Annotated in this window: 13 protein-coding genes; 6 read left to right on the forward strand and 7 right to left on the reverse strand. The window is 50.8% G+C overall.

What is annotated here, in order from left to right; all coding sequences use genetic code 11:
- Window positions 1–2: 2 nt before the first annotated feature.
- From ACFVS2_RS28470 to ACFVS2_RS28495, 6 genes are all read left to right on the forward strand, one after another.
- Window positions 3–1,193, forward strand: a complete 1,191-nt coding sequence (locus tag ACFVS2_RS28470; RefSeq protein WP_390239683.1) for a DUF58 domain-containing protein — start codon at window positions 3–5, stop codon at window positions 1,191–1,193.
- On the forward strand, window positions 1,190–2,518 hold the full coding sequence (locus ACFVS2_RS28475; protein ID WP_390239684.1) for a DUF4129 domain-containing protein: 1,329 nt from the start codon (window positions 1,190–1,192) through the stop codon (window positions 2,516–2,518). Before ACFVS2_RS28470 ends, ACFVS2_RS28475 begins: the two co-directional genes overlap by 4 nt.
- A gap of 152 nt (window positions 2,519–2,670) precedes the next feature.
- Window positions 2,671–3,768, forward strand: coding sequence for an ArsR/SmtB family transcription factor (locus tag ACFVS2_RS28480; RefSeq protein ID WP_390239685.1), 1,098 nt, complete (start codon window positions 2,671–2,673; stop codon window positions 3,766–3,768).
- 1 nt (window position 3,769) lies between these two features.
- Window positions 3,770–4,579, forward strand: coding sequence for an ABC transporter permease (locus tag ACFVS2_RS28485; protein WP_173621280.1), 810 nt, complete (start codon window positions 3,770–3,772; stop codon window positions 4,577–4,579).
- 17 nt (window positions 4,580–4,596) lie between these two features.
- Entirely contained in the window at window positions 4,597–5,583 is a 987-nt protein-coding gene (locus tag ACFVS2_RS28490) for an ABC transporter ATP-binding protein (RefSeq protein WP_390239686.1), read from the forward strand.
- On the forward strand, window positions 5,580–6,395 hold the full coding sequence (locus ACFVS2_RS28495; RefSeq protein ID WP_048036170.1) for an ABC transporter permease: 816 nt from the start codon (window positions 5,580–5,582) through the stop codon (window positions 6,393–6,395). The genes ACFVS2_RS28490 and ACFVS2_RS28495 overlap by 4 nt, the downstream gene beginning before the upstream one ends.
- A 67-nt stretch (window positions 6,396–6,462) precedes the next feature.
- Here ACFVS2_RS28495 and ACFVS2_RS28500 read toward each other — a convergent pair whose 3' ends face one another.
- The 7 genes from ACFVS2_RS28500 to ACFVS2_RS28530 all read right to left on the reverse strand — a co-directional run bounded on the left by ACFVS2_RS28500 (window position 6,463) and on the right by ACFVS2_RS28530 (window position 14,491).
- Entirely contained in the window at window positions 6,463–7,155 is a 693-nt protein-coding gene (locus tag ACFVS2_RS28500) for a M24 family metallopeptidase (RefSeq protein WP_390239687.1), read from the reverse strand.
- A 22-nt stretch (window positions 7,156–7,177) separates the two neighbouring features.
- Entirely contained in the window at window positions 7,178–7,951 is a 774-nt protein-coding gene (locus tag ACFVS2_RS28505; protein WP_390239688.1) for an HAD-IIB family hydrolase, read from the reverse strand.
- Window positions 7,952–8,054: 103 nt separating this feature from the next.
- Window positions 8,055–9,440, reverse strand: a complete 1,386-nt coding sequence (gene pdxR / locus ACFVS2_RS28510) for a MocR-like pyridoxine biosynthesis transcription factor PdxR (RefSeq protein WP_390239689.1) — start codon at window positions 9,438–9,440, stop codon at window positions 8,055–8,057.
- Between the two features lie 70 nt (window positions 9,441–9,510).
- Complete coding sequence (locus tag ACFVS2_RS28515; RefSeq protein WP_390239690.1) at window positions 9,511–10,890, reverse strand: MFS transporter; 1,380 nt, start codon at window positions 10,888–10,890, stop codon at window positions 9,511–9,513.
- 74 nt (window positions 10,891–10,964) lie between these two features.
- A complete protein-coding gene (locus ACFVS2_RS28520) occupies window positions 10,965–11,555 on the reverse strand; it encodes a TetR/AcrR family transcriptional regulator (protein WP_390239691.1) in 591 nt (196 codons plus the stop codon).
- Window positions 11,556–11,703: 148 nt separating this feature from the next.
- Window positions 11,704–12,732 carry an NADH:flavin oxidoreductase/NADH oxidase gene (locus ACFVS2_RS28525; protein WP_390239692.1) on the reverse strand — a complete coding sequence of 343 codons (1,029 nt, stop codon included), beginning with the start codon at window positions 12,730–12,732 and terminating at the stop codon, window positions 11,704–11,706.
- Between the two features lie 655 nt (window positions 12,733–13,387).
- Window positions 13,388–14,491, reverse strand: a complete 1,104-nt coding sequence (locus ACFVS2_RS28530) for a citrate synthase/methylcitrate synthase (RefSeq protein ID WP_007726193.1) — start codon at window positions 14,489–14,491, stop codon at window positions 13,388–13,390.
- Window positions 14,492–14,499 lie beyond the last annotated feature (8 nt).

Here is a 14,499-nt window from a genome sequence, read left to right on the forward strand (position 1 = left end):
CTATGATCACCAAGCAAACCTTTCACGTAATCGGTTTTGTATCGCTGCTCTTCGCCGTTTTTTCCGGCCACTGGTTTTTCTTTCTGTTTGGGGGCTTTTTCTTTTTTCTCCCCGCTGCACAAGATTGGTGGGTCAAGTCCATGTCCAAATGGGTGTCACTCGAATGGTCCAGTGATCAAACGCGTGTCCTGTCAGGGACACCCGTGCACGTTACAGTTCGCTTGCATAATCATTCGTGGCTACCATTGCCTGCTACCTGGCTTCGCTTCACACTGCCGGAGCATGTCTTTGTGGAAGGTGCAGACGAGGTGCGAATCCTCAATCATCGGACGAGCGTTCGCCTGCGGTTTGATCTGCCGATGCGACAAAGTGCCACACGCACCTTGATTCTCATCCCGAACAAGCGAGGCACGGTCTGGCTGACGGATGTTCAATCCGAGACATTGCCGTTATTGGGCGAGGAGCCTACCGCTATGACATTGTCGATTTCCTTTTCCTTGCTGGTCTATCCGTTGCCTCTTGTTCTTTCTCCCGTCGTGCTCGCTGAAACGGAACCGGACGGGAATCGGCTTTCTCGTCAGCGCCAACAGGACGATGTCACTTTTCAGCGTGGCGTTCGGTCGTACATGCCAGGCGACCGTTTCAAGCATATCCATTGGAAGGCAACCGCCAAAACAGGCTCACTAGAGACGCGTCTTTTCGAGTATACAGCCCATCCGAACTGGCGAATCGTCGGGCATATCCTGCCCTCCTATGAACCGATGATGCAAAAGTACAACGATACCACCAATGAACGGACGATCTCGTGTCTTGCGGCTTTGGCTGGCCTGTGCAGGAGAAAATCAGTCGGATACGAACTGTACCTCACGGTGAAGCAACGAGGACGTGAGCATTTTCATTTGCCTGCGGGAAGTGGTAAGGCGCACCACCTGCACGTCATGACTCAACTGGCGCAAATCCATCATTTTGTGACAACGCCACTGACGACTGTTCTTCGCCGGTTAGAGGGGGCACCTGGGAAGGGAGCCATTCTCATTGTGACACCACGAATGGACCTATCTGTACAAGCCTCGGCGGAGCGCCTTGTTCAACGCGGTCATCAGGTTGCGGTGCTGGATATTTCTTCTGACCCTGTCACCATCCAGCGTTTTGAGCATGCTCGCTTGAAAAAAAGGAGCGTGATGATGGGATGACACTCTCCTTGATGGGCCGCTGGACGCTCGCGTTTTGGCTGGAGGCCATGCTGACGGGCGTTTTCCTGATCTTATTTGGGTATATGACAGCAGGCTTTGGTCAACTGCTCTCGTTTTGCCTAGTCGCAGCGATCCTGCTCATGGCGGGAAGCTGGCTGTACCATAGTGGTGGCGGTCGCTTTATGCTCCATCTGTTGCTGTATCCCCTTGTGTTTGTCATAGGAATGGGCAGCTTCTATCTCTACGATTCCTGGCTCATCGCGCTTATACTGGCTGCTGTTTATTTTTGGAGAGTACAAAGTGCTGCATCGGAAGGCTATCGACATGACAGTCTGCAACGCAGATTTGTTCTGGCGCTGATGGCGGGCTTGTTACAGCTCGTGATAGCAGTACTTTACACCTCTATCGTTGACCCGGGTTCCTATTCGCTCGCAGCCTCTTTTTCCATGCTCGTCCTCATTACTCTCAGCTATATTTTGATGGCGATTGTGGCGTTCGTGCTGCGGGAAGGATCGCTTTCTACGAGGCTGCCTGCTCGCATTAGCTTGCTACTCGGCAGCCAAGTGCTTGGCACTCGTATTCTTTTGATCGCAGGTTATTTGGCTGGCGGTTCTATCGTACTTGGTCTCCTCTATTGGATCTGGAGTTGGATAAAAGGACCTGTCAGCGCTGGACTGTATACGCTCTTTGAGCCTGTGCTTATTTTCATTGTGGAATTGTTTGAACGTTTGTACGAGAGGGCGAACCAAAAACAGGCAGGCATGAAGATACTCATGGAAAGTACAGGGCAAAAAGCAGATAATCCCGCGGTACAGATACAGCTCGGAGAATCACTCTTTTCTGTTCTGCAGCCATACTTAATCATTGCCTTCATCCTCACCTGTGTGATCCTGCTCGGCCGATACATATGGAAGAAGCGCTTCAAAGGGACGATTACGCGGGAAAAAGAAGTGGCGGCTGCACAAAACACTGTGTTAACCACTGTTCCCCCCTCTTCCAGTAAAGAAAGTGCTGAGGAAGACTCTGCTAAATGGTTCAAACAGCCCGTTGGCCCAGAGGATGATCCCACCAGGTACGCCTACTATCAATTCCTCGTCCTCATGGAGAAGCAAGGGATGCCAATCGAGTTGCATGAGACACCCCAAGAGTTTTTCAATCGCCTGCGCGAACAGTCCTTGCTAGATGCAGGCCAGCTGGATGCAGTTGCTCGCATCACACGTTACTATCAGCAATATCGCTATCAGGAGCAGTCGCTTCCCGAAGCGGATTTGACAGCAATGCAGCAAGCCGTGCAGACGCTCGGCCCTCGTTTTTCCGAAACGTAATACCGTTCCACAACCACGTGCTACCCGTTAGCCGTGGTTGTTTTCTTTTTCTCTTGACATCGAGATGCCCCTCCGGCATAATTTCTTCAATTTTGCCCACTCTCAAATTGAATTCACCAGATGGTTAATTGAACAAGAAAGGAGGATGCTCGGTGCAAGATTTACCTGACTGGCTGCGTAAGCATCTTCATGTCGCATACATACCCGGCTATGAGTTTTTCTTAAGTCTCCATGTGCTTGCCAAGCCGGAGCATCACACCTCCCGCTTGCATTGGGCGGAGGAGTTGCTCACTGCTTTACCTGCCCCGCTCTTGAAAAAGCTTCACTATTTTAGTTCCATGTCCAATCAGTTTCTCGATGCCATGGACTTCCTGGCGCCTTGGGAGGAGTGCTTTGAGCATTCTGTTGAGGCCGCATTGGAGCGTGTACAGGCGATGGATGCAGGCGAGTTTGCCCAACTCATGATCGGTCCCGTCTATCATCCCAGACAACTTCACGCTTGGATGCAAGGACGTACGGACGAGATTTTTGATGAACTAAAACCGGAGCATCGGGAGCTTTTGCGCCATCCACTCTCGACCAAGCGCAGTTTTCTGGAGTTTTGCTACGACTACCTGCCTATTTTCCAGACAGAAGAACGGCGGATTGAACCATGGCTCGTCCGCGCCGTACATGAAGCACAAGAGCAGATCAAGCTTGATCCGATTCCTTTTTTGTCGCAGGTACACCCGCGCTTGAAGGTGCACGAAGACTTCTTGCAATTTCATAAAGCAAAAACGTACACATTTGGCTATTCGGAGCTAGCTCGTATCCATTTGCGTGTCTCTACTTTTGTCTCGCCGCATTTGTTGCTCGGCATTTACGATAACCACATCTCGGTGGGCTTATCCGTTGACGTTCCCGGCACCAGATCCACCTCGGTGATTCCCGCTGACTTCATCAACAAAATGAAGGTGTTCAGTGATCCGACGCGGACGGCGATTCTCAAATCGTTATTGGCTCATCCTTACTGCACGCAGCAGTTGGCTGACCTGCACAACATCAGTGAGCCTGCCGTCAACAAGCACTTGAATCTGTTGGTAGACACAGGCTTTATCTGGAGTGAACGGCGGGGACGGTATGTGTTTTACCGCGCGATTGCATCACGGCTGGAACAACTCGCTGTCGATCTGCATGAGTTCATCGATATGCCTGTTCCCGGCCTTGTCTTTCCACCTGCTTCATCACATCCCCCAGAACGGAGGAAATAACGTGCTTCATGTTGCCAAAGCTACCTTTATCCGCAATACCCGCGTAATGATTCGTGCCTATCCGTGGTCGTTTGTCATCGGCCACATTTTTTCCGGGGTGTATACGGTGCTGTTCGCCTTCTTCGCCTATCACTATGTATTTGCCGGGCAGTTGGACGAGAACTTCGCACATCTCACCGGCTCATCCGATTACTTGTCGTACGCCATCCTCGGCGGAGCTTTTTATGCGTTTGCCGTCTCGACCTTGATGAATGTCAGCCGCTCACTCATTACGGAGCTACGGGAAGGGACCTTGGAGGCGGTTTTGCTCACTCCGTCCTTGCGCAGGGGGTACTTTTTGGGGAATGTCGCCCAACAGCTCATGCGTACTTTGTTTGAATTTTCGGTGATTGTACTTGTAGGGGCGTTGTTCGGACTCACGCTCTCTCATACAAACGTATGGAGCGCCGTCCTTGTCTGGATATTGTCTACAGGGGCTTTCTTTTGCCAGGCGCTCGTATTAGGCAGTCTCATGCTTTGGTTCCGCGATACGTACATCACACAAAACACGCTGTTTGCCGTGATGGCCTTTGTCAGCGGGGTGACGTTTCCGATTCCGTACTTGCCTGAATGGCTGCAACCGCTCGGTCTCATCATGCCGCTCGCGCCTGCGCTGGATGCTTTTCGGCAATGCGTGATTCAAGGAGCGCCGCTGCATGCTGTTTCCCCACAGTTGTTTCATATGGCAGCCCTGTCCCTCATCTATCTCGTCATCGGGGTGTGGGGTATACGTCGGATGGAAAAACGCGTCATGGAATCGATTTTTGGATAACGAGGAGGACAAGGATCATGTTGATTGCAGAAAATGTACGGAAGGTATACCGGGTGAAGGAGAAAAAAGACTGGTTTCGCCAGCAATGGACAGAGGTCGAGGCAGTCGCTGATCTGTCTTTTCGCATGGTACCCGGCAAAATCATTGGATTGTTAGGCATTAATGGCGCAGGGAAAACAACAACGATCAAGATGTGCTCCACACTGCTCACCCCAACCAGCGGCACGATCACGGTAGACGGGTATGACGTGGTAAAGGACGATCGGTTCGTCAAAGCCAAGGTCAACATGATCGCAGGGGGCGAGCGCATGCTGTACTGGCGGCTGACAGGGCGAGAAAACCTGCAATACTTCGGCAGTCTGTACGGTTTGCAAGGGCAGGCCTTGCGCAATCGGATCGATTCATTGCTCTTGCAGGTTGGCCTGTATGAGGCGGCCAACACCCCTGTCGAGCGTTATTCCAAAGGCATGAAGCAGCGACTGCAAATCGCCCGCGGCCTGATCAATGATCCGAGCTACCTGTTCCTTGACGAACCGACTCTCGGCTTGGACGCCCCCATCGCCCGACAGCTTCGCAAGCATGTAAGTGAGCTCGCTTCTCAGCATGGAAAAGCCATTCTGTTGACCAGCCACTACATTCATGAGGTAGAAGAGCTTTGCGACGAGGTATACATCATCGATAAAGGAAGACTTGTAGCGCATGATACACCGGAGCACCTGACCAAATCGCTCCACCTGGATACCGCCTTGCAGGTAGTGATCCCCGCTCTTTCCGACTCGCTCGATTACGATCTGCGCCAGCTGGCTCATGATTACGGCGGCTCGCGTGAAATCGCAGAAACAGACGAGCAGACCTGGGAAGTGACGTTACGGGGAAAAACGGATATGACGACTCCGCTGCTTTCCCTCTTGGCTGCTCACCAATCCCCTGTCTTGCGTCTCTCCACGCAACAGCCATCACTGGAGGACGTCATCCTGCACATGGCAGATCGGAGGGGCGCATGAAACAGCTAGGCAGCCTGCTTTTGGCCGAAATCATCAAGGAGCATCGCCATTCGTTTCACAGCAAAATGATCTACTTCTCGCTCTTGGTCTGGCCCGTCATCAATTTCGTTACCGCGTATTATTCGTTTGCTCCGTTCCGGATGGGAGCTGATTCCCCGCTAGCCCGGTTCATCAGCTACGAACAGTTGCCGCTGTTCCTGTTGACTGGCTATTTAGGCTATATCTTTTATTGGTGCCTGGTGCAGTCGTCATGGCAAATGAGCTTCGAACGGCAAGCAGGAACCATGGAAATGATCTTCATCAGCCCGGTCAACCGGCTCGCTTTTCTGTATGGGCGTTCGCTTTCCTCGCTGATCGAGGGGGTCTGGCTGTTCTTTTGCTTTGTCCTGTTAGCCTTGTTTTTTGTCGATGGCATTCAGCTGAGCGGCTGGTGGGCACCTCCACTTGCCTTCCTCATTTTGCTGGTATCGGCCATCGTCTGGGGCGGCTTTCTCTGTGTGCTCTTTCTGTTTTCACGCGATTCGAGCTTTCTGTACACCGTGCTGGATGAGCCGATGCTGATCTTTTCCGGTGTCCGTCTGCCCCCGATGGCCTTTCCGGTTTGGGCCAAGGTCATTTCCTTTTGCTTTCCCCTGACCTACGCGCTTCAGTTGATTCGCGAGCTGCTGATGGAGGGAGCGTCGTTGCAAACAATGCTGCCGAGTATGGGACTTCTAGCCGCTGTTCTGCTGGTGCTCGTGACAGCGACCGTCGTGTTGTTGAAGCAAGCGGAGAAGCATATGAAAAAGACCGGGAACATGGTGATGTATTAGTTAGCCAAAGAAAAGTTACATAGAAAACGCCCTCTCCTGATTGGAAAAGGCGTTTTCTTATTTCTTGTTACTCTACCGTCAACAGCTTCTCTACAAATCCCCCAATTTCTCGTTCCCGATCAATAAAATGAACCTCCAAGATCCAATCTCGTGGGTGTCCGTTATGATCTGGCTCACTCATTGGCTTGTGATTGTCAGGGTGAATATAGTTGACGATATCCTCCCCCTGAATTATTTCATGCGGGAATTCGCCGATGAGATGCCCTGCGTGCGGCCCTCCGAACTCCCAGCCATATTGTTTAGCTAGCTCGCACACGTAAGTAAACAGCTCGCTGCTCGTAATATCCGGCTTAGACAAAAAGTAAGCCTTGCCCTCGTCCCACGCTTTTTCAATATCGTCGCGCAACTTTTGTTTTACCGGATCATTTCCAAGCACATACGTCCGCCCGAGATCGGCTTCCCAGTCCTCAAAAATGGGCCCGAAATCGAGAAAGACAATATCCTCGGGAGAGACAGTCAAGTTCGGTGGATTTTCTCGGTACGGAAACAGCGTGTTTCTTCCCGCTCGCACAATTCGCTTATGCCAATATTTTTTGATCCCGAACAATTGAAAGGCCAGCTCGTAAATCTCCCTGTTGATATCTTTTTCCGTCACACCGCTGCGAATGATGCCCTTTTCTTCGATTGTGGCAAATAAAAACTCGGCTTTGGTCTCTGCTTCGCGCAGTGCCTGATGTCTCTTCTCCAATAATGGATTCATTATTTGATGCCTCCTTTTCGGTTTACGGAAGAGCTAACTCATACATCTCGCCCAGCTCTCGCAATTTTGCGACAATCGATTGCTCCACTTGATCATCCACGGCGATTTTTTCCTTTGCCAATGCAAGCAACGGTTCGTACTCGCCAATCAATACGGAATGATGCGCTTTTTCAAACAGTGGCAAATCATTCATGTCATTTCCAAAGCAGATGAACGGCTCCCCTGCCACATCGAACCGATTCAGGGCAGCCCATTTATTCACTCCCCGATAAGTAAGGTCGAGAATGCCTTCTGCCGAATGATAATGCAGCGTGACGTCGAGCTCCTTGATTCTCGCCATCAATTCTTCATAACGGTCACACGATAAAATCAGGATTTTCAGCACGGCATTCAGTTGATCCACGTCTACTCGGCTGGCTGTCCGATTGGGATCGATATAGCTCAAAAAGGGATGGGTCGACACACAATTATGTGCGTAATTCCACGAGTCATCGATGAAATACTGCGCGCGATAATCATCGAGAATGCTGATGATTTCATGTGCCAAACGATCCGGGATCGGCACGCAGCCCTGCAAGCTTCCATGGTGATGTGTCATTGCTCCATTCGCGCCAATGAGGAGATGGTTGGCAAACCGCTCATCGAGGACAGGTAGCATGTCACGACACGGTCTTGCGGAGGCGAAGCCTACGGTATGTCCCGCTTGTTCGAGTGCAAGCAGGCTATCCAAAATGTTTGTTGAGATCGGTTGACCCTTGAAGCAGATCGTCCCGTCCAGATCAAAAATAAACTTCATTGTTCCCACCCTTTCTAGTCGCTGTCCTGTCCATCGTAATGGATAGCCGTCTGAGGCCAAAGGGACAGATCGTTCAAGATGAGTGGGACAGAGAGCTGATCTGTTACTCGAACCAGGCACTAGCCAACAAGCGAATGCCCTCCTGAATATCGTCGGGGGTCAGCGCTCCGTACCCTAGCAAAACCGTCGGATGCTCCCTTGTATCATGCAGCCAGTATCGGGCAGTTCCGTAGACTTTTACACCCTTTTGATAGGCACACTCCATGAGTTCCGCTTCCGTACGCTGACTTTTTACGGTCAAAAATACATGCAGCCCCGTATCCTTCCCTTCTATTTCCACACGTCCGTCCATGTAACGAGCGACCGCCTGAAGAAACACCTCTCGCTTTTCCACGTAGTCTTTTCGCATGTGCTGCAAGTGTCTATGCCAATAGCCATCGGACAAATACGCCGCTAGCGTCAACTGGTCCAAGCGGGAAACAGGCTGATCGTATTCAGGCATACGCTGGTGAAAACGCGATAACAGCTCGTAAGGAAGGACGACGTAGCTGACGTTTACGAGCGGCAGCAATGCTTTGGAGAGCCGCCCAATGTAAACAACCTTTTGGGGAGACAGACTCTGAATCGAAGGGATGTAGCTCTCTTGATATTTGAACTCCCATTCGTAGTCATCCTCCACCAAATAAGCATGCGATAAGGATTGTGCCCACAGGGTCAATTGGTTTCTTTTCTCCAAAGACATCGTCATTTTGTTGATGAATTGCTGCGAAGGACTCACGTACATGATGCTAGCCCCGCTTCTCTTCAGCTCTTCGATGGATACACCGTCTGCCTCCAAGGAAATGCCGTGTACGCGGTAGCCACCGTTGAGAAACGTATTTCTCGCACCATCATAGCCCGGATTTTCTACGCCAATCACATGCTTCTCTCTGTCCAAAAGCTGGACGATAATCGACACCAACTGTTGCGGGGTGGCTCCAATAATGATCTGCTCCGGGGTGGCGAGGACTCCTCTCGTTTCATGTAGCAATTTCGAGAGTTCCTTTCGCAAGACGTATTCGCCTTGAGCCAGCCCCTCCACCATATACGTGCGCTGATGGTTGGAAATGAGCTTGTTGCGTAGCTTATTCCACGGATGAAAAGGGAATGCCCCCAGCTCGATGTTGCCATAGCGAAAGTCATAGCGAATCGGCGGTATACGAGAGTCTTCTCGTTCCGCTGCATGCTGCCCGGAAGGAGGTCCTGCTTTGTACGTCACCTGGTACCCTTTTTTCGGAATGCTGCTGATGTACCCTTCCGATACCAGTAGCTGATAGGCAACTTCCACTGTATTTTTGCTGACAGCAAGCGATTGCGCACAGCTTCTGATCGAGGGGAGAAATTCTTCATACGCGATTTGGTTACGCAATATTTCGTCTTTGATAAAGTGATAGATTTGGATGAACAGTGGCTCTCCCTCTGTAAAACGAATGGCAGATAGCTCTCGCAACGAACAGGAACCCCCTTCCTTTTTTGTTTTAGTCTACCACATATTGTATTAAGCCTGAGTGAACAAAAGGTCAGCTATCTGCCAGAAGGCTTTGTCCCTTGGCCCTACCGAACTGAAAGTAGTAGAAGACGATAAGACACACGTGCATCAGGGCCATCATCAAATAAATATTGCTGTAAATGAAGCCGCTCGTATACGGATTCACCGGATTCCAATTGGTTGTCGCGCCCAGATCGATAACCTTGCTGTATACCGCAGATGCGATCCCCATGGAAATGAAGCTCAGCATCGAAAAAATCCCCATGCCTACTCCCGCCTGCTCCTTCGTCAACGTCCTCGAGATCGAGTTCGCCATCGAGATTTGCATAAAAGACTGCCCCACATTGCCTAGGATCAAGAAGAGCGCAATGCCTATAACCGATGCACTTGTGAAAGTCGACAGCAAGCCAAAGCAGCCAATCAGTAAACTAGACGCAACGAAATACAGAAAAACATTCCCCCGCCTGTCCGCGAGCTTTCCTCCCACGCGACCAAGCAATGCCGAAGCGATAGCCGCTGGAACCATCACAAAGCCGATCCAGCTCGTCGATAGCTGCTGCACCTGAGCCAAGAGCAGCGGACTGAGATAATAAAGCGATATCCCCATTCCACTTATAAGAAATGCCATTAGACTCCCGATTGTATACTGCTTGTTGGCAAAAACCTTCGGCTGTACAAACGGATCAGCTACCGAACGAATTCGTACGACGAACAGGAGCAAAGTAACCAAACTCGCCAATGCAAACCACCACGATCCATTCGTTACTCCCAAGAGCAATGACGTCACGCTGATCGCTAGTAGGGAACCGCCCACCCAATCAAACTTCCCACCAGACGCGATCTCCTCATCCTCCAGATATTTGCGGTAGAACGGTAGCGTAAGCAAGATCAGGAGCGGTATGGAAAACAGCCAGCGCCAATGGGCAAAGCTGACGATTAACGCCGCGATTACAGGACCGAGTGCACCGCCAAGAGCCAATCCTACTGCCGTTCTTCCTAAAACAGAACCCCTGCGCTCAGGCGGGAAGTACCGCAAAGGAATGAGCATCGCAGTAGCCGGAATGACAGCCGCCCCTACTGCCTGCAAGCATCTTCCAAAGAGGGCCATCGCAAAGGAATCGGAGACCAAACCAAAAAACGAACCAGCCGTAAACACCAAGAGTCCAAACGTCAACAAATTCTTGAGCTTGTATCGATCCGCCAGTTTGCCATACGTCACGGTTCCGATCGCGTATAACAATCCATATGCGGTCGATAACCAGCTCACCTGCGCAATGCTCAAACCAAACTCCTTGCTAATTTCGGGGAGTGCAATGTTAAACACCAAAGCACTCATGGAGGATATGACTAAGGTAAACATCAATATCCGGATTAATATGTCCCTGTTTTGCTGCGCTTTTGTCGCTTCCATGCCGCATCTTCCCCTTCACTTTGTTATGCACGTATTGACTGTCAGTACTGACTGACATTCGAGTGGTAAAAAAACTAGGGAGTCAAACCCCTAGCGAAAACCTCTACACTCTCTTCGATAAATACCTCCAGAGATACCCCTGAAAAATTGCTAGTGCCATCCAGATCGTTCAAAAACGCTCCGAAATTCATGACCATGAAGGCAGTCGCCTGTGCCTCCGGATTCGTTTGGATCATCTTGCCCTTTTTGCCCATCTCTTTGAAGTAATCCGTAAACAGTATCATCAACTGTCGCGGGTGCTTTTGGGTCCGCTCGCGGAATCCGGGCAAATGGGCCTCATCCTTAATGCTAATCAAAATCATCTTCCGATTGCGGTTCATCATTTCGTGATACGTTCGGCTGATTAAAAGCAAATCCTCGCGCAAATCCCACACAAGCTTCTCCGCGAAAAGCTTTGTCAGTCCTTCCGTGTAATGATAACGGTCAAAGGCGCTTTCGAGCAAATTCCGCTTGCTGCCGAAGTGACGAAACAACGTCTTCTCGCTCAATCCTGCCGCAGTAGCAATTTCTTGCGTGGTTACGCCGTTGTAGCCTCTTTCCGCGATGAGATCGATTGCGGCTATCATCAGTTTTTCACTGCTTGTAAGACTTTTGCTGCTGCTCATTGCTATCCTCATTCCCGGAACTGATTGTCAGTACTGACTGACATTTATCTTAAATCGACTGTCAAAAAGTGTCAAGGGACTTCCCGTAAAAAAGGGCTCTCCTCCGACTCATGCAGTCGAAAGGAAAGCCCCTCGCTCTTTTACCCGATTAAAACGCTCTTGAATATTGCTGCGGTGGCTGCAGTTCATCCGCCGACAGCTCACGAATCGCATGCAGTGCCCAATAAGGGTCACGCAGCATGCCGCGGCCGACTGCTACCAAATCCGTATCGCCATTGCCAATCGATGCTTCCGCCACTTTTGGATCATCGAGGTTGCCGACTGCAATGACCGGGACATCCAGTGCCTGCTTAATTGCGCGTGCCAATGGTACTTGATAGCCAGGATGAACACCTGGACGGCCTGCTGAACCAATCGGTCCTTCCCCGCCGCTGGATATATGGAAAATATCGACGCCTGCTTCCTTGTAACGGCGGCACAGCTCCGTGCTGTAATCCAGCCCATATCCACCATCCACGTACTCTACGGCAGAGACGCGCATGATCAGCGGCATGTCAGCTGGAATGACCTCTTTGATCGCCTGAATAATTTCCACGCCAAACAGCGCTTTATCACGCCCGTACTCATCATCACGCTGATTCGTCAAAGGGGAGTGGAACTGGTGAACCAAGTATCCGTGCGCACCGTGGATTTCAATGGTGTCAAACCCGGCTTCCACCGCACGTCTCGCTGAGTCCTGGAACTTGACGACCATTTGCTTAACCTCTTCTGTCGTCAACGCCCGTGGCGTTTTGTAGCGCGCCCCTGGGAAAGCAATCGCGGACGACGATACAGGCACTTCTGCGTCTTCCGCTTTGCGGCCAGCATGAGCAATCTGTATGCCAATTTTGGCCCCATATTTATGAACCTCGGAGACAATTCGTGTATACGCCGGAATCTGTTCGTCAGACCATAAGCCCAAATCGCCGTTGGAAATTCTGCCATCAGGCTCGACATCGGTCATTTCCACGATGAGCAGACCTGTTCCGCCTACTGCACGAGAAACGTAGTGAACAAAATGCCAGTCCGTTGGTGTTCCATCGTGTGCATCCACAGAGTACTGGCACATCGGCGGCATGACAATCCGATTTTTCAAGGTAAGTCCTTTAAACTGAAACGGGGTAGACAACAACGCCATTTGCTCCACTCCTTACTTTTTTTTATTATCATGCCAAAAGTAAGCACCATCTGCAATCCCAAGTTGCACTTTGTGAAAACGATATAATACTTTTTTTCCGGCTGTGGTGGTGGGGAGGAAACAGGAGAAAACGCTCAGCTTCTTGTCCCACCCGCTGAAGGATTCACTGCCCGCCTCCATGCAAAAAGCGAAACCGCGTCCAAAGTAGTTCTTTCAGGATGTTTTTCAGAGGTGGACGCTTAAGAGCGTGTTTCGCTTTTTGCATTCCGTCTCGGTCGGTGTACCAAAGATCTTCGCTTTTTTCTCCTGTTTCCTCTTCGAACTTTCCGTGTTATTACGATTTTAAAAGACTTAAAAGAATGAAGAATGTCTTTAGTTACGACAGAGAAGAATATTTCCAGACGTAGCGACTTGTGGAGTCCTACCGAGCGGAGAAGCGATTAGCGGGCAAAAGAAACGCAACGTGCCCATACTACGAAGCGGCTACCACTTTTGCGTTTCCCCGCTAATCGCTTCGGAGCGGACAGTCTCAGCCCCCAGCAGGACGGAGCCTGGAGCCTAGACTGGAAATATTCTTCTCCCCACCGCAGCCACATTTATAAACACGAAAAAAAGCTATCCGCATAACGGATAGCTTTCATGATAAACGTCTCAATTATTCTGGCATCGTGCCAATGTAATTGGATTGCGGGCGAATAATGCGGTTTTTGCCTGCCTGCTCCAGAATGTGCGCACTCCAACCGACCACACGGCTCACGGCAAATGTCGGTGTAAACAAATTGTCGTCCAAGCCAACCGCCCGCATAACAGCTGCGGCAAAAAACTCTACGTTTGTATTCAGCTTGCGGCCTGGTTTGTACTCTTCCAGCAGCTGCAAGCCTACTTTTTCTACATGTGTCGCCAGATCGAACCACGGATCGTTGGACGACAGCTCGGATGCAACAACGCGCAGAGCAGTTGCACGCGGATCAATCGTTTTATAGACGCGGTGCCCGAAGCCCATCAAACGTCCGCCGCTCTCCAGCTTGTTGCGCAGCCACGGCTCTGCATTTTCCTTCGTGCCGATAGCCTCGATCATCTCCGTCACTTCTGATGGTGCTCCGCCGTGCAAAGGACCTTTCAGAGTTCCGATTGCCGCCGTAATGGAAGAAATCAGATCGGATTCGGTCGAGCTAACGACACGACCTGAGAATGTGGATGCATTCATGCCATGCTCCTGCGTCAAAATCAGGTACGCATCCAGTGCGCGAACATGTGCCGCTTTCGGCTTTTCGCCCTTGAGCATATACAGATAGTTCGCTGTATGATCCAGCTCCGGATTCGGTGCCAACGGCTCGCGGCCCTCCAGACAAGCGAAGCGATACGCAACGATTGTCGGCATCTTGGCAGCCAGCGAAATCACTTCATCAATCGTCGGCGGGAAGCCGTGCGAGGAACTGCCCAGCGCCGAAACGCCTGTACGCAGTACACTCATCATATCTACATCTGCCGGGATCAGCTTTAGGATTCCCTTTACGTGCTCCGGCAGCTCACGGTTTGCTTTGAACTTATCTTTTAAATCAGTCAACTCCTGCTCGCTAGGCAAATGTCCGAACCAGAGCAGGTGTGCCACTTCCTCAAATGTGTGGTGAATAGCCAAATCACGCGCCCAATGACCGCGATACACCAGCAGTCCATTAATCCCATCCACCAAACTAAGGTCTGTTTCTGCTACGGCGATACCATCCAAGCCGATAGCCAAAGGATGTTGTTTTGTCATCATCACCA

Origin of the sequence: Brevibacillus sp. NPDC058079 (assembly GCF_042885155.1) — a bacterium.
In the GTDB taxonomy this organism is placed as follows: domain Bacteria; phylum Bacillota; class Bacilli; order Brevibacillales; family Brevibacillaceae; genus Brevibacillus.